23 protein-coding genes are annotated in these 19,641 nt (G+C 63.5%); 12 read left to right on the top strand and 11 right to left on the bottom strand.

From position 1 onward, the window contains the following. Positions 1 to 50: 50 nt before the first annotated feature. From relA to E8E95_RS13665, 3 genes are all read left to right on the top strand, one after another. Positions 51 to 2,297: a GTP diphosphokinase gene (gene relA, locus E8E95_RS13675; protein WP_280350957.1), complete on the top strand. Its 2,247-nt coding sequence runs from the start codon at positions 51 to 53 to the stop codon at positions 2,295 to 2,297. A 93-nt stretch (positions 2,298 to 2,390) separates the two neighbouring features. Next, a complete protein-coding gene (gene mazG, locus E8E95_RS13670; protein WP_280350956.1) occupies positions 2,391 to 3,221 on the top strand; it encodes a nucleoside triphosphate pyrophosphohydrolase in 831 nt (276 codons plus the stop codon). 47 nt (positions 3,222 to 3,268) lie between these two features. Further along, on the top strand, positions 3,269 to 3,808 hold the full coding sequence (locus tag E8E95_RS13665) for a DUF2058 domain-containing protein (RefSeq protein WP_179060234.1): 540 nt from the start codon (positions 3,269 to 3,271) through the stop codon (positions 3,806 to 3,808). A gap of 118 nt (positions 3,809 to 3,926) precedes the next feature. Here the strand turns inward: E8E95_RS13665 and E8E95_RS13660 are convergent, their stop codons facing one another. From E8E95_RS13660 to purM, 4 genes are all read right to left on the bottom strand, one after another. Then, the gene (locus tag E8E95_RS13660) at positions 3,927 to 4,202 is read right to left on the bottom strand and encodes a Rho-binding antiterminator (RefSeq protein ID WP_280350955.1); all 276 of its coding nucleotides are present in this window, start codon (positions 4,200 to 4,202) and stop codon (positions 3,927 to 3,929) included. Positions 4,203 to 4,374: 172 nt separating this feature from the next. Next, positions 4,375 to 5,091, bottom strand: a complete 717-nt coding sequence (locus E8E95_RS13655; protein ID WP_280350954.1) for a DUF3108 domain-containing protein — start codon at positions 5,089 to 5,091, stop codon at positions 4,375 to 4,377. 11 nt (positions 5,092 to 5,102) lie between these two features. Beyond that, the gene (purN, locus tag E8E95_RS13650) at positions 5,103 to 5,753 is read right to left on the bottom strand and encodes a phosphoribosylglycinamide formyltransferase (RefSeq protein WP_280350953.1); all 651 of its coding nucleotides are present in this window, start codon (positions 5,751 to 5,753) and stop codon (positions 5,103 to 5,105) included. Then, positions 5,753 to 6,811, bottom strand: coding sequence for a phosphoribosylformylglycinamidine cyclo-ligase (purM, locus tag E8E95_RS13645; protein WP_280350952.1), 1,059 nt, complete (start codon positions 6,809 to 6,811; stop codon positions 5,753 to 5,755). Before purM ends, purN begins: the two co-directional genes overlap by 1 nt. 230 nt (positions 6,812 to 7,041) lie before the next feature. Here purM and E8E95_RS13640 point away from each other — a divergent pair, with 230 nt between their 5' ends. The 4 genes from E8E95_RS13640 to hda are packed head-to-tail and all read left to right on the top strand — an operon-like array spanning position 7,042 to position 10,466. Continuing rightward, complete coding sequence (locus tag E8E95_RS13640; RefSeq protein ID WP_280350951.1) at positions 7,042 to 8,082, top strand: DUF2066 domain-containing protein; 1,041 nt, start codon at positions 7,042 to 7,044, stop codon at positions 8,080 to 8,082. 38 nt (positions 8,083 to 8,120) lie between these two features. Further along, entirely contained in the window at positions 8,121 to 8,669 is a 549-nt protein-coding gene (gene pgsA, locus E8E95_RS13635) for a CDP-diacylglycerol--glycerol-3-phosphate 3-phosphatidyltransferase (protein WP_280350950.1), read from the top strand. 1 nt (position 8,670) lies between these two features. Next, positions 8,671 to 9,765 carry an AI-2E family transporter gene (locus E8E95_RS13630; RefSeq protein ID WP_280350949.1) on the top strand — a complete coding sequence of 365 codons (1,095 nt, stop codon included), beginning with the start codon at positions 8,671 to 8,673 and terminating at the stop codon, positions 9,763 to 9,765. Beyond that, positions 9,762 to 10,466 (top strand): DnaA regulatory inactivator Hda, encoded by a 705-nt coding sequence (gene hda / locus E8E95_RS13625; RefSeq protein WP_077527748.1) that lies wholly within the window; start codon positions 9,762 to 9,764, stop codon positions 10,464 to 10,466. Before E8E95_RS13630 ends, hda begins: the two co-directional genes overlap by 4 nt. Before the next feature lie 71 nt (positions 10,467 to 10,537). On the opposite strand, the gene E8E95_RS13620 is transcribed toward hda, so the two are convergent. The 3 genes from E8E95_RS13620 to arsC are packed head-to-tail and all read right to left on the bottom strand — an operon-like array spanning position 10,538 to position 11,893. Beyond that, positions 10,538 to 10,945 (bottom strand): DUF2069 domain-containing protein, encoded by a 408-nt coding sequence (locus tag E8E95_RS13620; protein WP_280350948.1) that lies wholly within the window; start codon positions 10,943 to 10,945, stop codon positions 10,538 to 10,540. Continuing rightward, entirely contained in the window at positions 10,938 to 11,543 is a 606-nt protein-coding gene (gene wrbA, locus E8E95_RS13615) for an NAD(P)H:quinone oxidoreductase (protein WP_280350947.1), read from the bottom strand. Before wrbA ends, E8E95_RS13620 begins: the two co-directional genes overlap by 8 nt. Then, complete coding sequence (gene arsC, locus E8E95_RS13610) at positions 11,540 to 11,893, bottom strand: arsenate reductase (glutaredoxin) (protein ID WP_280350946.1); 354 nt, start codon at positions 11,891 to 11,893, stop codon at positions 11,540 to 11,542. Before arsC ends, wrbA begins: the two co-directional genes overlap by 4 nt. A 124-nt stretch (positions 11,894 to 12,017) precedes the next feature. Between arsC and E8E95_RS13605 the strand changes: the two genes are divergently transcribed. Together E8E95_RS13605 and E8E95_RS13600 are read left to right on the top strand one after the other, a co-directional pair. After that, the gene (locus tag E8E95_RS13605) at positions 12,018 to 13,238 is read left to right on the top strand and encodes a virulence factor BrkB family protein (RefSeq protein WP_280350944.1); all 1,221 of its coding nucleotides are present in this window, start codon (positions 12,018 to 12,020) and stop codon (positions 13,236 to 13,238) included. Between the two features lie 137 nt (positions 13,239 to 13,375). Beyond that, positions 13,376 to 13,567, top strand: coding sequence for a hypothetical protein (locus E8E95_RS13600; protein ID WP_280350942.1), 192 nt, complete (start codon positions 13,376 to 13,378; stop codon positions 13,565 to 13,567). An 8-nt stretch (positions 13,568 to 13,575) separates the two neighbouring features. Here E8E95_RS13600 and E8E95_RS13595 read toward each other — a convergent pair whose 3' ends face one another. Together E8E95_RS13595 and E8E95_RS13590 are read right to left on the bottom strand one after the other, a co-directional pair. Further along, positions 13,576 to 13,965, bottom strand: a complete 390-nt coding sequence (locus tag E8E95_RS13595; RefSeq protein WP_280350940.1) for a hypothetical protein — start codon at positions 13,963 to 13,965, stop codon at positions 13,576 to 13,578. A 120-nt stretch (positions 13,966 to 14,085) separates the two neighbouring features. Further along, positions 14,086 to 15,492: a PilZ domain-containing protein gene (locus E8E95_RS13590; RefSeq protein WP_280350938.1), complete on the bottom strand. Its 1,407-nt coding sequence runs from the start codon at positions 15,490 to 15,492 to the stop codon at positions 14,086 to 14,088. A gap of 30 nt (positions 15,493 to 15,522) precedes the next feature. Between E8E95_RS13590 and E8E95_RS13585 the strand changes: the two genes are divergently transcribed. Together E8E95_RS13585 and E8E95_RS13580 are read left to right on the top strand one after the other, a co-directional pair. After that, a complete protein-coding gene (locus E8E95_RS13585; RefSeq protein WP_077527755.1) occupies positions 15,523 to 16,002 on the top strand; it encodes a TlpA disulfide reductase family protein in 480 nt (159 codons plus the stop codon). Between the two features lie 4 nt (positions 16,003 to 16,006). Further along, positions 16,007 to 16,282 carry an acylphosphatase gene (locus E8E95_RS13580; RefSeq protein ID WP_280350934.1) on the top strand — a complete coding sequence of 92 codons (276 nt, stop codon included), beginning with the start codon at positions 16,007 to 16,009 and terminating at the stop codon, positions 16,280 to 16,282. 42 nt (positions 16,283 to 16,324) lie between these two features. Here the strand turns inward: E8E95_RS13580 and E8E95_RS13575 are convergent, their stop codons facing one another. Together E8E95_RS13575 and E8E95_RS13570 are read right to left on the bottom strand one after the other, a co-directional pair. Beyond that, positions 16,325 to 17,281 carry a hypothetical protein gene (locus tag E8E95_RS13575; protein ID WP_280350932.1) on the bottom strand — a complete coding sequence of 319 codons (957 nt, stop codon included), beginning with the start codon at positions 17,279 to 17,281 and terminating at the stop codon, positions 16,325 to 16,327. An 8-nt stretch (positions 17,282 to 17,289) separates the two neighbouring features. Beyond that, a complete protein-coding gene (locus tag E8E95_RS13570) occupies positions 17,290 to 19,005 on the bottom strand; it encodes a proline--tRNA ligase (RefSeq protein ID WP_280350931.1) in 1,716 nt (571 codons plus the stop codon). Between the two features lie 113 nt (positions 19,006 to 19,118). Here E8E95_RS13570 and E8E95_RS13565 point away from each other — a divergent pair, with 113 nt between their 5' ends. Continuing rightward, positions 19,119 to 19,532 (top strand): PaaI family thioesterase, encoded by a 414-nt coding sequence (locus E8E95_RS13565; protein ID WP_280351189.1) that lies wholly within the window; start codon positions 19,119 to 19,121, stop codon positions 19,530 to 19,532. Positions 19,533 to 19,641 lie beyond the last annotated feature (109 nt).

Below are 19,641 nucleotides of genomic sequence, written 5' to 3'. Positions count from 1 at the left end.
CTGGCGACAATTCGACGTGAGGGGTTCACGTCGTAGGGAAGGTAGGCAAGATGGTACAGGTGAGAGCGCAACAGCCGGTCAATACGGACGGCAGCATCAACCTCGAGGCATGGCTGGACCATGTCATCAGCCTCGATCCGGTGCTCGACCGCGCGGTCCTCAAGGAGGCGTGCGAGTTCGCCCGCGACGCCGAACAACAGGCCATCGCCGCGCAGAACAGCTGGGCGGAGGGTAACTCGAGTTTCCAGACGGGTCTGGAGATCGCCGAGATCCTCGCTGACCTGAAGTTGGACCAGGAATCGCTGGTGGCCGCGGTGATCTACCGTGGCGTGCGTGAAGGCAAGATCCAGCTGCAGGCCGTGCAACAACGCTTCGGTCCGGTGGTCGCCAAGCTGATCGAAGGCGTGCTGCGCATGGCCGCCATCAGCGCCAGCCTCAATCCTCGGCAATCCATGGTCCTCGGCACCCAGGCGCAGGTGGAGAACCTGCGCAAGATGCTGGTGGCCATGGTCGATGACGTACGCGTCGCGCTGATCAAGCTGGCCGAGCGTACCTGTGCCATTCGTGAAGTGAAGAACACCGACGAGGAGAAGCGGCATCGCGTCGCCCGCGAGGTGTTCGACATCTACGCGCCGCTCGCCCACCGTCTCGGCATCGGTCACATCAAATGGGAGCTGGAGGACCTGTCCTTCCGCTACCTGGAGCCGGAGCAATACAAGCAGATCGCCAAGCTGCTCCATGAGCGTCGCCTCGATCGCGAGCAATACATCGCCGATGTGATGAAGCAGCTTCGCGAAGAGTTGGCCGCCACCGGCATCAAGGCCGACATCAGCGGCCGCGCCAAGCACATCTATTCCATCTGGCGGAAGATGCAGCGCAAGGGCCTGCAGTTCAGCCAGATCTACGACGTGCGCGCCGTGCGCGTGCTGGTGCCTGAGGTGCGCGACTGCTACACCGCACTCGGCATCGTGCACACCCTCTGGCGGCACATTCCCAAGGAATTCGACGACTACATCGCCAACCCCAAGGAGAACGGCTACCGCTCCCTGCACACCGCAGTGATCGGCCCAGACGGCAAGGTGCTGGAAGTGCAGATCCGCACCCACGCCATGCACGAGGAAGCCGAACTCGGGGTCTGCGCCCACTGGCGCTACAAAGGCACGGACGTCAAATCGAGTTCGGACCACTACGAAGAAAAGATCGCCTGGCTGCGCCAGGTACTCGAATGGCACGAGGAACTGGGCGATATCGGCGGCCTGGCCGAGCAGTTGCGGGTGGATATCGAGCCGGATCGGGTCTACGTCTTCACCCCGGATGGCCACGCCATCGACCTGCCCAAGGGCGCCACGCCGCTGGACTTCGCCTACCGCGTGCATACCGAGATCGGCCACAACTGCCGCGGGGCCAAGGTCAACGGTCGTATCGTGCCGCTGAACTACGGACTGCAGACCGGCGAGCAGGTGGAGATCATCACCGGCAAGCACGGTGCGCCCAGCCGCGACTGGCTGAACCCGAACCTCGGCTACATCACCACCTCCCGTGCCCGGGCGAAGATCGTCCACTGGTTCAAGCTGCAGGCTCGCGACCAGAACGTCGCAGCGGGCAAGGCGATGCTCGAGCGCGAATTGTCGCGCCTGGCATTGCCGCCGGTGGACTTCGAGAAGCTGGCCGAAAAGTGCAACCTGCGCACCGCCGAAGACATGCACGCGGCGCTGGGCGCGGGCGACCTGCGCCTGGCCCATGTGGTCAACTGCGCCCAGGCGCTGGTGGAGCCGGAGCGTGGACACAGCGAGCAGCTGGAGCTGATCCCGCGCCGGCCTTCCCAGTACAAACCGGGCAAGCGCGGCGACGTGCAGATCCAGGGCGTGGGCAACCTGCTCACGCAGATGGCCGGCTGCTGCCAGCCGCTGCCGGGCGATCCCATCGTGGGCTACATCACCCTCGGCCGTGGTGTCAGCATTCACCGTCAGGACTGCCCGTCGGCGCTGCAACTGGCCGGCCGCGAGCCCGAGCGGATGATCCAGGTGAGCTGGGGTCCGGTGCCGGTACAGACCTATCCGGTGGACATCATCATTCGCGCCTACGACCGTTCCGGCCTGCTGCGCGACGTCTCCCAGGTGCTGCTCAACGAGCGCATCAACGTGCTGGCGGTGAATACCCGCTCCAACAAGGAAGACAACACTGCCGCCATGATGCTGACCATCGAGATCCCAGGTCTGGATGCGCTGGGTCGGTTGCTGGCGCGTATCTCGCAGCTGCCGAACATTATCGAAGCGCGCCGTAACCGGGCCGCCTGACGTAGGTTGGTCCGAGCTAGCGAGGCCCAACATCTTTGTTGGGCTTCGCTCCGCTCTGCGCCAACCTACGGAAGATCCCCACAGGATTCCTTCATGTACCAACTCAACGACCTGCTGCACCTCATGGCCCGTCTACGCGACCCGCAGTACGGCTGTCCCTGGGACCTCAAGCAGGACTACGCCAGCATCGTCCCGCACACCATCGAGGAAGCCTACGAGGTGGCTGACGCCATCGAGCGCGGCGACTTCGATCATCTGCCGGGTGAGCTCGGTGACCTGCTGTTCCAGGTGGTCTATTACAGCCAGTTGGCGAAGGAGGAGGGGCGCTTCGAATTCGCCGGTGTGGTGGATGCCATCACCCGCAAACTGGTCCGTCGTCATCCTCACGTCTTCCCCGACGGCGACCTTTACGGCGCGCCGGACATGGCCCGGCTGGAAGAGGCCGCGATCAAGCAGCGCTGGGAAGAGATCAAGGCCGAGGAGCGCGCGGAGAAGGCTGACGCGCCCGAGCAGCTTTCACTGCTGGACGACGTACCGACGGCATTGCCGGCCCTGAGCCGTGCCGCCAAGCTGCAGAAACGCGCGGCCCAGGTGGGCTTCGACTGGCCCGAGGCGCTGCCGGTAGTCGACAAGCTCCGCGAAGAGCTGGACGAAGTGCTGGAGGCCATGAGCGAAAACGACCCGCAGGCCATCGCCGATGAGGTGGGTGACCTGTTGTTCGTGGTGGTCAATCTGGCCCGTCACCTGAAGGTCGATCCCGAGACCGCCCTGCGTGGCGCCAATGTAAAATTCGACCGTCGCTTCCGTTTTATCGAACAGGCATTGCGCGAGGCGGGTCGTCCCATCGAAGATTGCACCCTGGAAGAACTGGATGCCCTCTGGGGCGAAGCCAAGAAGCAAGAAAAACTCAGCCTTGGCTGCTAGCAGGTAGTTTTTCAACAGCCTGAAAATTCGAGAGACTGAATTCCTTTATGAGCCTTTCCCTCCGCGACCAGCTGCTGAAAGCCGGGCTGGTGAACGAAAAGCAGGTCAAACAGGCCGGCAAGCAGCAACAGAAACAACAGCGCCTGGAGAAGAAGAACCAGGTCGAGAAGGACGACAGCCTGCGCCAGGCCACCTTGCAGGCCCAGGCCGAGAAGGCCGCCCGCGATCAGGAGCTGAATCGCCAGCAGCAGGAAAAGGCCGACCAGAAGGCCAAGGCAGCGCAGATCAAGCAACTGATCGAAAGCTCCCGCCTGCCGAAGCTGACCACAGACGATTACTACAACTTCGTCGACGAGAAGAAGGTCAAGCGCATCGCCGTCAACGCCATGCTGCGGGACAAACTGAGCCGCGGCTCGCTAGCGGTCGTCCGCCATGGCGGTGGCTACGAGATCATTCCCCGCGATGCCGCCCTGCGCATCCAGGAGCGTGACCCGCGCCGGGTGGTGCTGCTCAACACCCAGACCGAAGAGCCGGATGCCGATGATCCGTACGCGGCCTACAAGGTGCCGGACGACCTGATGTGGTGATGTGAAGAAACCGGGCCTCGGCCCGGTTTTTCATTTGAACGAGGGAAACCACGTCCTGATGCCTGATTGTCAGAATGTGGTCGGAGCGTCTCCTACCCTATCGCGCTGGCGCCGCGCTTCAGCAAATCTGGTTCCCCAACAACACCCGCCCGAAACTTGCCCCCTCCGTCAGTGGGGTGATCGCGGTGATCTGGTCCAGTCGCAGGCGCTCCTGACCCCCTTCGTTCTGTACGACGAGGAACTCCTCCTTGTCCGGGGTCGTCAGGGTGGTCATGGCGCGGGCGTCCAGGCGCGCGCCGCCGGCCAGCTCGATGTGCAACTGGTAGCGATGCAGGCAGGCGATCTCGATGTAGTCGTAGAGGTCGCAGGAAAGCGGCAGGTATTCCTCGTTCATGGCAGTTTCCTCTGCGGCATGTCGGATGAACAGCATAGGCACTGTGTGCGCGCCATGGCTTTCCTTCCAGTATCGGCCTGTTTCGCTTAACGAGGGCCCGACCAAGGTTTGGCGGGTTCCTGCGGGCACAAAAAAACCGGGCGCCTGGCCCGGTTCTTCGTGAGGGAGGGTGTTACTCCTGCAGGCCTTTTACCGCCTTGCCGTTCACCGTGCCCTCCTTGAGCATGATCTGGTATTCCTTGCCGTCCTTCTCCACCTGGTGCAGGCGGACCAGCAGGTAATCCCAGTCCTTGGCGAACCAGAGCACGGTCTTGCGGCTGCTCTGGGTGGGGTCACGCACACGCTCGACCTTGATCGCCTCCACCAGGCCGGCCTTGGTGGGTACACGCTCTTCGCCCAGTACGCGGAAGTCGTAGGTTTCGATCTCGTCACCGTCGATCACCTGGTAGCTCATGCTCTTCTTGCCGTCGGCGACGTCATGCTGGAGCACCAGCTGGTAGGTGGATTTGTCCTGCAAACCACGGTTCAGGGGCAGGCGCACCTGATTGCCGCGGTCGTTGCCGATGATCTGCTTCTGGGCCCAGTCGAAATCGAACTCCACCTGCTTGCTCTTGCCCAGACCGCTGCGGCTGAAGCGGTAGGTCAGGGGCAGGAAGGCATTGTTCTCGAGGCGGAAGGTGCTCACTTCGCTGAGGCTGGCGACCAGCATGGAAGCTTCGAAGTCCAGCTCCCAGCGGCCGTTGTCGAGTTGCTTCAGGCTACGGCCGGCAGTGCCGCTGACGGGTAGCTGTTTCCAGTCGGCGGTGTAGCTGGCCTCGAAGGGTTTCAGCTCGACCGCCATGCTGGGCAGGGTCACGAGGGCGAGGAGCAACAGCAAGGCACGACGCATTGGCGAATCTCCTAGTTACGCAATTGTTGCCCCGAGGGGGGCAACGCTTGTCCATCCATTTCGGCGCCGTTCGGGCCCAGGCGCAGTCTGCCTTCGGCAAACCAGCGCATGGCCAGCGGATAAATGCGGTGTTCCTGTACATGAACCCGCTGGGCCAGGCTATCCGGCGTGTCGTCCGACTCTACCGGGATCAGGGCCTGCACTACCAGAGGGCCACCATCAAGTTCTTCGGTGACGAAGTGCACGCTGCAGCCATGCTCGGAGTCGCCGGCTTCCAGCGCGCGCTGGTGGGTGTGCAATCCCTTGTACTTGGGCAACAGCGAGGGATGAATGTTCAGCAGGCGCCCGTGGTAGTGACGCACGAAACCGGGCGTGAGAATCCGCATGAAACCCGCCAGCACCACCAGTTGCGGAGCGTAGGCGTCGATGGCTTCGATCAGGGCGGCATCGAAGGCTTCGCGGTCGGCGTAGGCCTTGTGGTCGAGTACCCCGGTGTCGATGCCGGCCTTCTTCGCCCGCTCCAGGCCGAAGGCATCGGCGCGGTTGGAGATCACCGCGCGGATGCGTGCCGGATGGTCGTCGCCGGTGATGCTGTCGATCAGCGCCTGCAGGTTGCTGCCGGAACCGGAAATCAGCACCACCACATCACAGCGTGCAACCATCAGTGGCTCTTCAGGTTGTTCAGTACGACGCGTTCGGCACCTTCGGCGGCCGCAGCGATTTCACCGATGACCCAGGGCTGTTCGCCAGCGGCACGCAGGACCTTGAGCGCGGCTTCGGCCTGCTCCGGCGCAACGCAGATGACCATGCCCACGCCGCAGTTCAGCACGCGGTGCATTTCGGTCTCGTCGACGTTCCCTTGTTCCTGCAGCCAGTCGAATACCGCCGGACGCTGCCAGCTGGCCACGTCGATCACGGCCTGGGCGTTGTCCGGCAGGACGCGCGGAATGTTGTCCAGCAGGCCGCCACCAGTGATGTGGGCCATGGCCTTCACCGCGCCGGTTTCCTTGATCAGCTGCAGCAGCGGCTTGACGTAGATGCGGGTCGGGGCCATCAGCAGGTCGGCCAGGGGCTTGCCGTCGAGCTGGACCTGCTCGATATCGACGCCGCTGACTTCGATGATCTTGCGGATCAGCGAGTAGCCGTTGGAGTGCGGACCGGAGGAGGGCAGGGCGATCAGGGTGTCGCCGGTGCGGACCTTGGAGCCGTCGATGATCTCGGCTTTTTCCACCACGCCGACGCAGAAGCCGGCCAGGTCGTAGTCTTCACCTTCGTACATGCCGGGCATTTCGGCAGTTTCGCCGCCCACCAGGGAGCAGCCGGCCAGTTCGCAGCCGGCGCCGATGCCGGTGACCACGGTGGCGGCCACGTCAACGTTGAGCTTGCCGGTGGCGTAGTAGTCGAGGAAGAACAGCGGCTCGGCGCCGCAGACCACGAGGTCGTTCACGCACATGGCCACCAGGTCCTGGCCGATGCTGTCGTGCTTGTTCAGGTTCAACGCCAGGCGCAGCTTGGTGCCGACGCCGTCGGTGCCGGACACCAGGACCGGCTGCTTGTAGCCTGCCGGGATTTCGCAGAGGGCGCCGAAGCCACCCAGGCCGCCCATCACTTCCGGGCGCGCGGTGCGCTTGGCCACGCCTTTGATGCGTTCGACCAGGGCTTCACCAGCGTCGATGTCTACACCGGCGTCCTTGTAGCTCAGGGAGGGTTGCTTGCTCATAAATCCAGGCCTATAGGGGGAAATTCGAGGATCGACCGGCAAGTCTGGCTGCCGGTTTGCGAAGGCGCGCGATTTTATCAGGCTTGCCCCGTAGCGGCCATCGGCAGCGGTCGGCCCCGGGGATAAAACAGTGTGAAAACGCCTGCGTTGCCGTGGAGGAAGTGGCTGATTAAGGTATAGCCCTTCGATTGCGGCCTATGCTGCATCTGTTCGCCTACAGAGAATTCCCCATGCGCCTGATCGCTTCCGCTGTCCTGCTTTGCCTCACGCTGCTGGGCTTGCCCGCCCACGCCGAAACGGCCGAGAACCTCTACCAGGTTCGCGAGCCCGTCGCATCACAGCAGCCGGAGGAGCGTACCCAGGCCCTCGTTCGCGCCCTGGAAACCCTGGTAGTGCGCTTGTCGGGCGATCCCAAGGCCGCCCAGAGCCCCGCGCTGGAGGCCGTGCGCAAGGACCCGCAGCAGCTCATCAGCCAATACGGCTATGAAGGCCAGACCCTGGTGGTCGACTTCGATCCGGTCACGACCGAACGGACCCTGCGCCAGGCTGGTATCCCCCTGTGGAGTGCCAATCGTCCGGCCATCCTGGCCTGGTGGTTGAATCGTTCCGGCGAAGGCAGCAACAACCTGGTGGGCGACGGCCAGGACGCCGCGACCCCGCTGCGCCAGGCCGCGCAGAACAGCGGTTTGCCGCTGCGCCTGCCGATCGCTGATCTCGACGAACAGCTGCTGGCGACGCCCGAACAACTGACTTCCGCCAAGCCGGGTGCGCTGACCCAGGCGTCCGAGCGCTATGGCGCAGATGCCCTGCTGGCGGTGGATGCCAGCGAAGCAGACGGCAAATGGCAGGCCCAGTGGCGCCTGTGGCTGGGTGACAGCCGCGAACAGGGCACCGCCGAAGGTGCCGACAGTGCCGCGCTGGCCGATGCCGTGATGTCCGCAGTGAGCCAGCGTCTGGCGCCGCGCTTCGTGGTGGCTCCCGGCGCCGGGCAGAACCTGGAATTGGAAGTGCAGGGTGCGAATCTGGCCCGTTATGCCGAGCTGTCTCGTTTGCTGGAACCGTTTGGCGCACGTCTGCTGAAGGTGGATGGCGACCGCCTGGAGTACCGGGTCAACGCCAGTCCTGAACAGCTCCGCGCCCAGCTGTCCCTGGCTGGACTGCAGGAGTCGGCGGCCGAAGCACCGGCCGCACCGGCCCCCTCCGCTGATCCGCAGGCCGCGCCGGCGCCCCAGGTGATACCGCGCAACAACCTGCTGCGCTTCCACTGGTAGCGGGCGTAAACTTCTGGCCTACCCGTGACGGGGATGCCATGCACCAGTTGCCCAACCTGTTGACTCTGCTGCGCCTGGCACTGGTTCTTCCCATTGCCGGGCTTCTGCTGTCCGATCGGCATGTGCACGCGCTGGTGTTGTTCGCCGTGGCGGGTTGTTCCGACGGCCTCGATGGTTTCCTCGCCCGACGCTATGGATGGACCAGTCGCTTCGGCTCGCTGTTCGACCCGGTGGCCGACAAGCTGCTGCTGGTGACCAGCTTCATCTGCCTGACCATGACCCAGGTACTGCCGTTCTGGCTGACGCTGGTGGTGTTCCTGCGAGACCTGGTGATCCTGCTCGGTGCCGGACTGTTCCGGGTGCTGGCGGGGCCTGCCGAATTCTCGCCGAGTTGGCTGGGCAAGCTGAGCACATTGCTGCAGATGCTGCTGGTACTGTGCCTGTTGCTGGAACTCAGCCTGGTTCCGGCTTTGGCCCCACTGCGCTGGCCCTTGAGCTGGCTGGTCATGCTGGTGACGCTATGCAGCGGGGCGCAGTACATCTGGGATTGGGGACGGAAATATCGCTACGCAAGGACGAGGGCCTGACATGACCGATTCGCGCCGCTGGCTATGGCTGGGTGGCTTTCTGTTTCTGGGGTGGCTGCTGTATCAGCTGCACCCTGTTCTCTCGCCGTTCCTGATCGGCATGCTCCTGGCTTACCTCGGTGACCCACTGGTGGACCGTCTGGAGCGCCTGGGCCTTTCGCGTACCTGGGGCGTCGTGCTGGTGTTCGGCCTGTTCGGGTTGGTCCTGCTCGCAGCGCTGCTGGTCATATTGCCCATGCTCGGCCGCCAGCTTTTCCGCCTCTACGAGGTGGCGCCACAGATGATCGACTGGTTGCAGCAGACGGCTTTGCCCTGGGTGCAGATCAAGCTCGGCCTGCCCGGGGAGTTCTGGCGTTTCGACAGGTTCAAGGCGGTGATCAGCGGCCATCTCGGCCAGACCACGGATTTCGCCGGCACCCTGCTGGCCAGCGTCACCGCCTCGGGGCTGGCCGTGCTCGCGTGGTTCGGCAACCTGCTGCTGATCCCGGTGGTGGGCTTCTATCTGCTGCGCGACTGGGACCTCATGGTGGCCAAGCTGCGTGTCTTGCTGCCGCGCAACCGTGAGTCTTTCGTGGTCGGACTCGTGGGTGAATGCCACGAAGTGCTCGGAGCCTTCCTGCGCGGCCAATTGCTGGTGATGCTCGCGCTGGGCATCATCTATGCGGCCGGCCTGATGCTGGTTGGCCTGGATCTGGGATTGCTGATCGGTTTGCTGGCGGGCCTGGCCAGCATCGTGCCCTACATGGGGTTCGTGGTCGGCTTCGGCGCTGCGGTGATCGCCGCGCTGTTCCAGTTCGGCGGTTTCGAACTCTATCCGCTGCTCGGCGTCGTAACTGTGTTCACCGTGGGACAATTGCTTGAAGGAATGCTGCTGACGCCACTGCTGGTGGGCGATCGCATCGGCCTTCACCCGGTGGCGGTTATCTTTGCGATACTTGCCGGAGGCCAGCTGTTTGGCTTCACCGGCGTGCTCCTGGCCCTGCCGGTTGCAGCGATCATCATGGTTTTGCTGCGCCATGCGCATGATTTCTATAAACTTTCCGACCTTTACGGACAGTCGAGTAGCGGTCCAGACGACCCTTCCAGTACGGCATGACACCGATCCAGCTTCCCCTGAGTGTGCGTCTGCGTGACGACGCCACCTTCGCCAACTTCTATCCCGGCGCCAATGCTGCGGCACTCGGCTACGTCGAGCGCCTGTGCGAGCCCGACGCCGGCTGGACCGAAAGCCTGATCTATCTATGGGGGGGCGAAGGTGCCGGGCGCAGCCACTTGCTGCAGGCCGCCTGTCTGCGCTTCGAGCAGCACGACGAACAGGCGATCTACCTGCCCATGGACGAACTGGTGCATTACGGGCCGGAAGTCTTCGACAACCTGGAACAATGTGAACTCGTCTGCCTGGACGACCTGCATGCCCTGGCCGGGCGGCCGGAGTGGGAAGAGGGTCTGTTCCACCTGTTCAACCGCCTGCGCGATGCCGGTCGCAAACTGCTGCTTTCGGCCAGCAAGTCGCCTCGCGAACTGGGGATCAAGCTGCCTGACCTGAAGTCGCGTCTGACCCTGGCGCTGGTGTTCCAGCTGCACGCGCTGTCCGACGAGGACAAGCTGCGCGCGCTGCAGTTGCGGGCTTCGCGCCGTGGCCTGCACCTGACCGACGAAGTCGGGCGGTTCATCCTGACTCGCGGTCCGCGCAGCATGAACCTGCTGTTCGACCTGCTGGATATCCTCGATCAGGCCTCGCTCCAGGCCCAGCGCAAGCTGACCATTCCCTTCCTCAAGGAAATCTTCGGCTGGTAGCCAGCGCTTCCTGATGCTCCCCAATAAAAAGCCCGGATCTGAATCCGGGCTTTTTCATTGCCGGGCGGGAATCACTCCCCGGCCAGCTTGCGGTTGTACTGGAAGCGCCAGCGGGTATAGAGCAGGGCGGCGCAGAACAGCAACAGGCTGAGACCGGCTTCCAGCCAGCCGAACAGGCTGCGCGCCGGGTCGATGGCGGCGAGTACGCCCTGGATGAAGTAGAGGTTCACCACGAAGCACGCCCAGGCGTGGGCGCGAGCGTTGCCGAGGATCATGCCGGGGGCGAGTAACGCCAGCGGAACCAGCAGGATGGCCAGGACTACCCAGGTCCTGGCGCCATGCAGGTCGGCGAAGAACAGGGTGTTGACCGCCAGCAGCACGGCCAGGGCAATGAAGCTCGCCAGGCTGACAACGCGGCTGGCGTTCATGCGCGGGGTCAGCCACGCCAGTTCCGGCAGTGTCTTGGGTTTCTTAGCCACGCGGAGTCTCCAGGCGTTGGGCGGTCTGCGCCAGGCGTTGGCCCAGGGCGCGGCAGAGGGTGATTTCGTGTTCGTCCAGCGGGCGCTTGCCATCGGCGCCAGCATGGTGACTGGCGCCGTAGGGGGTGCCACCGCCACGGGTTTCCAGCAGCGCCGGTTCGCTGTAGGGCAGGCCCGTGACCAGCATGCCGTGGTGCATCAGCGGCAGCAGCATGGACAGCAGCGTGGTTTCCTGGCCGCCGTGCAGGCTGGCGGTCGAGGTGAACACCGCCGCCGGCTTGCCAACCAGTTCGCCGGTGAGCCACAGGCTGCTGGTGCCATCGAGGAAGTACTTGAGCGGGGCCGCCATGTTGCCGAAGCGGGTGGGGCTGCCCAGGACCAGTCCGGCGCAATGGCGCAAGTCGTCCAGGGTGGCGTAGAGGGCGCCGTCGGCTGGAATGTCCGGGGCCACTGCTTCGCACTCGGTGGACACTGCCGGCACGGTGCGGATTCGCGCCTCCAGGCCAGTCAGTTCGACGCCACGGGCGATCTGCCTGGCCATTTCGGCGGTCGCGCCGTGGCGGCTGTAGTACAGGACCAGGATGTAGGGCGTACTCAAGGAAGGATCTCCAGGACCTTCTCCGGCGGACGGCCTACCACGGCCTTGTCGCCAGCGATCAGGATGGGGCGCTCGATCAGCTTGGGGTGAGTGGTCATGGCGGCGATCAGTTGCTCTTCGGAAAGGCTGGCATCGTCCAGACCGAGGGCCTTGTACTCATCCTCGCCGGTGCGCAGCAGCTGGCGGGCAGAGAGCCCCAGCTTGGCCAGCAGGTCGCGCAGTTCGGCGGCGCTGGGCGGGGTTTCCAGGTAGCGCACGATGGTCGGCGCGAGGCCACGAGCTTCCAGCAGCTCCAGGGCACCGCGGGATTTGGAGCAGCGCGGGTTGTGGTAGAGGGTCAATTCGGTCATGTCGGGGGTCGCATGGGCTTGGTCGAGGCGGCTATTCTAACCGCGTCGTGGTGCTGGTCTGAACCGTGCGCTGCGCTTGCGGTCTGCTGAGCCTGGCCGAATCGATCTGAATCAAGGAGATGGAATGCGCCAACGCCTTACCGACGTCGTCGAATTCTGGCGCTTCCTGCTGCAGAGGTTCATTGCCGATCACGGCACCAACAGCGCTGCGGCCCTTACCTACACCAGCCTGTTCGCTGTAGTGCCGATGATGACGGTGACCTTCACCATGCTCTCGGCCATCCCGGCCTTCGAGGGGACGGGCGAGCAGATCCAGAGCTTCATCTTCCGCAATTTCGTTCCGTCCACCGGCGAAACCCTGCAGGAGTACCTGCGTGGTTTCACGGTGCAGGCCCGGCACCTGACATGGGTCGGGGTGGGGCTGCTGGTGGTTACGGCGTTCATGATGCTGGTAACCATCGAAAAGGCCTTCAACACCATCTGGCGCGTGCGCCAGCCTCGGCGCGGCGTATCCAGCTTCCTGCTCTATTGGGCAATTCTCAGCCTTGGCCCGTTGCTGCTGGGGGCGGGCTTCGCCGTCAGCACCTACATCACATCGCTTTCGCTGATCTCCGGTCCGGATGCGCTGATCGGCGTCAAGACGCTGCTGGGCTTCATGCCGCTGCTCTCCAGCATCGCCGCTTTCACGCTGATCTACGCTGCGGTGCCCAACGCCCGTGTGCCTGTGCGCCATGCGCTGGCAGGCGGTGTCTTCACGGCATTGCTGTTCGAGGCCGCCAAGGCGCTGTTCGGCCTCTATGTCAGCTTCTTCCCCGGCTACCAATTGATTTATGGCGCCTTCGCCACAGTGCCGTTGTTTCTGCTGTGGATCTATCTGTCCTGGGTGATCGTGCTGTTTGGCGCCGAGCTGGTGTGTAACCTTTCGACGCCCTGGCACTGGCGACGCCGCGCATTGCCGCGCCTGCTGGTGCTGCTGGGCATCCTGCGGGTGTTCCATGACCGACAGATGCGTGGCATGCCGGTGCGGCATCTCGACGTGCAGCGGGCCGGTTGGCATCTGCCGGAAGACGAATGGCTGGAGATGCTGGAACTGCTGGAAAGCCAGCACCTGGTCTGCCGCGCCAGCGGAGGAACCTGGGTGCTTTGCCGTGATCTGGGCGGCTACAGTTTCTATCAATTGCTCGTTCATATGCCCTGGCCGCTTCCACGGCTGGCCCAGTTGCCCGCGCACCTGGACGAGGAATGGTATCCGCCGCTACGCAAGGCCCTCGAGCTGCTTCAGGAAGAGCAGCAGGCCTTGTTTGGCGGCAGCCTGGCGCAGTGGCTCAAGCCGGGGAACGACTGACGAAATTTGTCAGTCACATGCAAGGGAACGCCTGCTGGACGCAACAGCAGCCCGTGCGAATGCGGGCCTGTGCGATTGGCATGCTTATGGCACTGACAGGGAAGAGGCCATCAGCCGATGGCCAGGGGATGAGAGCGATGGGTAGCAAGAACGACAAACTGGTCCGCCTGCACGAGCGCGCACCGCAACGGGCGCTGGAAGGACTCAATCGGGTGACCGGCTTGGAATTCCGTCACTGGCCGGAATCGCTGGCACCGGTAGTCGTGCAGGAGGATTGGGAAAGCGCGGAGCAGCCGCTCCAGGAGAACAACCGGGCGTTACCCGGCTGAGTTGCGGCTCAGGCGCGAACCTGGCTTTTTGCCGGTTCGGCCAGTTCCACGGCCTGAACGAAGAGTTCTTCCACCAGCAATCCCTTGATCGGCACCGCGGAGCGCAGGCGAACCTGCATCTGCTCGATTCTCTGTTTGAAGGGCACGCGGGCGATGCCGGCCAGCAGGATCTTGCCCTTGGCGTTCAGCCTGCCGTGATCCACCGCCACCTCGCGGCGCTTGTCGCCATCCATGTAGTTCACCAGCAGTGAGACGGGCAGATCGGTCATCCCAGGCAGATGCAGCCAGGCCGCCACATTGAAATCCGCCACCTTGCCTTCGAACGGCGTGACGGTGGAGCGCGCGACTTCGACGACTCGGGCAGGGACAGGGCCGATCAGGCTGTCTTGCTGTTGCATGGGGCATCCAGGCTGGAAAGGTACGCTCGTACCGATAGGGCTGGATTATAAGCAGCCATTCCCTTGCGATCTGTGCGCCCTGGCCCTCGCTGGGCGTGACCCGTCTCGCAGTTTGATCACTCAGGCGAGCCGCAGGGGATAGCGCGCCACCATGGACGAAACGAGGTTGGGCTCCGGCAGCGGGACGATGGCCTGGTTGTTCACGCTGGCCAGTTGCAGCCAGAGGTTTTCCCCTTCGACGAACTGCTTGCAGGGCAGCCACAGGCCGTGGTGCCAGCCGTTGCCGGGTTCAGGCGTGCTCTGCAGGACACCGGGATGGGTCTGGGCGCTGGGTGCGCGGCGCAGCCAGACCGGGCGCGGCAAGCCTTTGAGGTAACGCAGGCCGAGGTGCAGGCCTTCACCGTTCTGATAGCGCCAGCGCACCAAGCCGAGAACCGGCGTGCTCTGGTTTTGCACCAGGACGAGTTGCCCCACCGGCAATTGGTTGCCCAGGTCGCCGTGACAGAGCAGCCGGGCACCGCCAGGACTGGCGTCCAGCAGCTGTGCATCGCAGCGGCCGGGATGCTGTGCCAGCAGATCGGCATGGATCGCGGGCAGGCCCACGATCAATTGGCAGCTTCCCGATTGTTCGGTGCGCGGATGTCGGCGCTGCTGGCGTCCCAGCCAGTGCTGGCGAACCCGTTCCAGGAGCTGGCGTTCGATTTCGCTACGCAGGGGCGCGGGTTCATGCACGGCGATCAGCAGGGCGCCCAGCTCGAAGCGGCGCAGATAGCCGTTGGCGCCATCCGGGCGCTGGTCCAATGGCAGGCAGGGTTGGGATTCGGTCAGGTCCACGGTCGGACTGCCGTTGTCGTCCTCTTCATCCCAGGGCAACAGCCTCCCCAGGCTGGCAAGGGGCGCCAGGGCGCCGAAGAGCAGGGGACATTCGCCTTCGCTCAGATGGAAGGGGTTGCTCAGCGCGAGCAGCAGCATCTGCTGGTAGAGCCCGCGCAAGGTATTGGCAGGTGTGGGGCGGAATGCCGCTGCAACCGGTTCGTCGAGGCAGCCCTGGTGCTCTCCTATCCAGTAGAGCAGGTGGCTGTCGCGCCACAGTCGCGGGTTCGGCTCCTGGTAAAGCTGGTAGTGACGCAGTTGGGTCTGGGCGAGGAAATGCTGGGCCATGTACAGGCACCAGGCCAGATGCGGGCGCGATGGCTGGTGACCCTGGAGGATCTGCAGCAGCAGGCGCTTGAAACCGCAGGCCAGTTCGTCGCATAGCTTGACGAACAGCGTGGGCGGCGCAGTCCGGTCGTGGTAGGCCTGGGTGTAGTGGCGAAACTCCTCGCTGAAGCTTTGCAGCACGCGTTGCCTTTCGAGTAAGGTCAGTGCGCTGCGGTTGAGCCTGAACAAATGCCCCAGGACCTGCTGCAGGGCACTATCCTGAGGGAGTTGGCGCGCTTCTGCGAGAAGCGTCGGGACACTTGCCAGTGGAGTGCTGTTTTCCTCCAGGATGTCCGGCACTTCCAAGCGCAGGGCATCCAGCGTCATATCAACCCCGCGTAAACGAGGACCGAATGCATGGGATCGCGACTCCAGGCTGTAATAGGGGTATTCGCAATGATGGGCGCCGGCCTGTTCCTGGCCGGTTGCTCAGACGACGTCGGTGTCGATCAGCATGGACAGAAGGTAGCGGTTGAGCGCCTCGAAGGCCAGTGGCTGGTCATCAATTACTGGGCGGAATGGTGTGCGCCCTGCCGCACGGAAATCCCCGAGCTGAACGCCTTCGCTGAACAGCAGCGGGACAAGGGCGTGAAAGTGCTGGGAGTCAATTTCGATGGGCTCCAGGGCGACGAACTCGGCGATGCCGCGCAAAAAATGGGCATTCAGTTCACCGTGCTGGCGGAAGACCCTTCGAAGCGTTACGACTTGCCGCGCAGCGAAGCATTGCCGGTCACTTACATCATCGATGCTCAGGGCAAGATGCGGGAGCGGCTGCTGGGTGAGCAGAGCGCTGCAGGCCTGACCGAGCGTCTGGACGAACTGCGCAAGGGGGGCTAGGGCAATGGCGCGAATCTGTTTGCACGGCTACGTAAGTGGCAAGGTGCAGGGTGTTTATTACCGCCAGTCGACCCAGGAGCAGGCTGACCAGCTGGAGCTGGACGGCTGGGTGCGCAACGTGGCGGATGGCCGGGTAGAAGTGCTGCTTGAGGGTGAGGAGGATGCCGTTCGCTCGATGGCTGCCTGGCTGGAACAGGGGCCTGCCGATGCAAAGGTGACTGGCGTCGAGCTTCAGCAGCAGCCAGTGCAGGGCATCACCGGCTTCATCGTGCGGCGTTGACGCCGCAATGCGGGAGCGAGCCAGGCTCGCTCCCTGAGGTAATCAGTCCGAATCGCCGGGATCGGCAGCCAGTCGACCGGCATCTTTCATCAGCGAGTGGAGAAATTCCTGCTGCAGCTCCGGATCGTTGCGGGTCAGCTCGATCAGGCTCTGCTCCAGTTCGCTGGCTTCTTCTTCCATGCCCAGTTCCGACAGGCGCTTGACCCGGTGGACCCACTGCGGGACTTCGTCGTCTTCGAGGTCTTCGAAGATCAGTGCATGGGCTTCCACCAACTTGCCGCGCAGGGTATGGCTGATGCCCAGGGTGGTATCGCCACGGGCGTTGTCCAGGGGGTCTTCGACGCTCAGTTGGAGTTTGCCGATGCGGCTTACGTCCTGGTCGGCGAATGGCCCATCCAGCAAGTTCAGGCGCAGGATTCCGTTGCGGTCGGTCGCCAGCTCATGGGTGTGGTTGCCCAGTTTGACCAGCACCGGGCGCTCGGCCCAGGGCAGGCTCGAATACTCCATGCGCTTGTCCAGCTGCTTCTCGTCGATGCTGGCCAGGTTCTGCTCGGAGCGACCATTGGACTCGACGTTCATCGCGGGGTTGAGGCCGGCGAAGCCGTAGCTGATCCAGTCCTTGGTGGCGGTGTCCGGCAGGCTGCCGAGCAGCACCACGTTCACCACGTTCGCGCCGACGCCTGCGACCACCGCCACCGCACCCAGCGGAACTTCGTAGAGTTCCCGCCAGGGTTGATAGGGCGTGTAACGGTCGTAGTGACGGCTGACCTCGAATTCGGTGACTTCGAAGGTCTTCTGCTCGTTGATGCGGATGCGTCGCTGCGGTAGTTCCAGTACCTGTGGATCACCGACATCGATCTGCAGGCTGTGGTTGAGCAGTTTGCGCTCGACGCGCTCCTCGTGCTCGCTGCGCTGTGGCAAGTGATTGGCACAGCCGCTGACGAAGAGGGCGCCGCACAGGGCGGCGCCGACGAGGTAATGGGAACTACGCTTGGACATATCTTGGATCAGCGATTCACGCGGGCGGTAATGAAGGACAGAACTTCGGAGACCGGCACGTTCTGGTTGTCGGTTTCACGGCGGTTCTTGTATTCCAGGCTGCCTTCGGTCAGGCCACGTTCGCTCACGACGATGCGGTGCGGAATGCCGATCAGCTCCATGTCGGCGAATTTGACGCCGGGGCTGGTTTTCTTGTCACGGTCATCCAGCAGTACGTCGACGCCCGCTGCGCGCAGTTCGGCGTAGAGCTTGTCAGTGGCTTCCTTGACGGCCGGGGTCTCGTACTTGAGCGGCACCAGGGCGACCTGGAACGGTGCCAGGGCTTCCGGCCAGAGGATGCCGCGCTCGTCGTAATTCTGCTCGATGGCGGCAGCCACCACGCGGGATACGCCGATGCCGTAGCAGCCCATGATCAGGGTCACCGGTTTGCCTTGTTCGCTCAGCACGTTCAGCTTCATGGCTTCGCTGTACTTGGTACCCAGCTGGAAGATGTGGCCGACCTCGATGCCGCGCTTGATCACCAGCGTGCCCTTGCCGTCCGGGCTCGGGTCGCCGACAAGCACGTTGCGCAGGTCAGCGACTTCCGGCAGCGGCAGGTCGCGCTCCCAGTTCACGCCGAAGTAGTGCTTGTCGTCGATGTTGGCGCCGATGGCGAAGTCGCTCATCAGGGCAACGGAGCGGTCGATCACGCAGGGCAGCGGCAGGTTCAGCGGGCCAAGCGAGCCGGCGCCGGCACCGATGGCCTGGCGCAGTTCGGCTTCGCTGGCGAACACCAGCGGGCTGGCGACTTGGGCCAGGTTGGCTGCCTTGATTTCGTTCAGTTCGTGGTCGCCGCGAACGATCAGGGCGATCAGTTTGCCTTCTTCGGCACCGTGGACGACCAGGGTCTTGATGGTCTTCTCGATCGGCAGGTCGAAGTTTTCCACCAGGTCGGCGATGGTCTTGGTATTCGGGGTGTCGACCAGCTTCATTTCCTGGCTCGGGGCGTGACGTTCGGTCTCGCGCGGCAGGGCTTCGGCTTTCTCGACGTTGGCTGCGTAATCGGAGCTGTCGCTGAAGGCGATGTCGTCTTCACCGGATTCGGCCAGCACATGGAATTCATGGGAGCCGGTGCCGCCGATGGAGCCGGTGTCCGCCAATACGGGGCGGAAGTCCAGGCCCAGGCGGCTGAACACATTGCAGTACGCCTGGTGCATGCGATCGTAGGTTTCTTGCAGCGACTCCTGGTTCATGTGGAAGGAGTAGGCGTCCTTCATGATGAACTCGCGGCCGCGCATCAGGCCGAAGCGCGGACGGATCTCGTCACGGAACTTGGTCTGGATCTGGTAGAAGTTGAGCGGCAGCTGCTTGTAGCTGTTCAGCTCGTTGCGCGCCATGTCGGTGATGACCTCTTCGTGGGTCGGGCCGACGCAGAAGTCGCGCTCATGGCGGTCCTTCAGGCGCAGCAGTTCCGGGCCGTACTGCTGCCAGCGACCGGACTCCTGCCACAGCTCGGCAGGCTGGACGGCGGGCATCAATACTTCCAGCGCACCAGCGGCGTTCATCTCTTCGCGCACCACCGTCTCGACCTTGCGCAGTACTCGCAGGCCCATTGGCAGCCAGGTGTAGAGGCCGGAGGCAAGCTTGCGGATCATGCCAGCGCGCAGCAGCAGCTGATGGCTGATCACCACGGCATCGGCGGGGGTTTCCTTGAGGGTAGACAGCAGGTACTGACTGGTACGCATGTTTGGCCGTTTTGTCGGTTGCGATGGATTTGAATGGCTCGGCATTGTACGGCGCTGATCAAGTGGCGTACAGGATTGCGGTCCGGTTGAGCGAGGAGGGCGACGTAGTGAGTCTGACAGCGACAGAGGTCCAGGCGCTGATACGCAATGGAGTGCCGATGGCGGACGAGATCGATCTGCGGATCGAGCGGATGGACGATCAGGGAGCGTTGGCCAGGGTGCCGTTCCAGTCCAGATTGGTGCGTCCGGGTGGAACCTTGTCCGGTCCCACCATCATGGCGCTGGCTGATGCCGCCATGTACGCAGTAGTACTGGGCAGACTGGGGAAAGTTGAAATGGCGGTGACGTCCAACTTGAACATCAACTTCCTGTCCAGGCCCAGGCCGGTGGATCTATTTGCCGAGGCGCGGATACTTAAACTTGGTCGACGTCAAGCGGTGTGTGAAGTGTCACTTTATTCATTGGGCGCGGAAGATGATCTTGTCGCTCACGTGACAGGTACTTACGCCCTACCACTACTTGATTAAAGTTTGAGCAATCGCTTGGTGGCGATTTGATCAACTCCGGAGTCAAGTTCCTCCACCCAAAAAAAAGAAACCCGGCCTAGGCCGGGTTTCTTCTATCACTTACGTGTAC

Origin of the sequence: Pseudomonas sp. BN414 (assembly GCF_029871275.1) — a bacterium.
Classification (GTDB): domain Bacteria; phylum Pseudomonadota; class Gammaproteobacteria; order Pseudomonadales; family Pseudomonadaceae; genus Metapseudomonas; species Metapseudomonas resinovorans_C.
The sequence above is the reverse complement of the archived record's forward strand: the minus strand, read 5'-3'. Positions and strand labels throughout refer to the sequence as shown.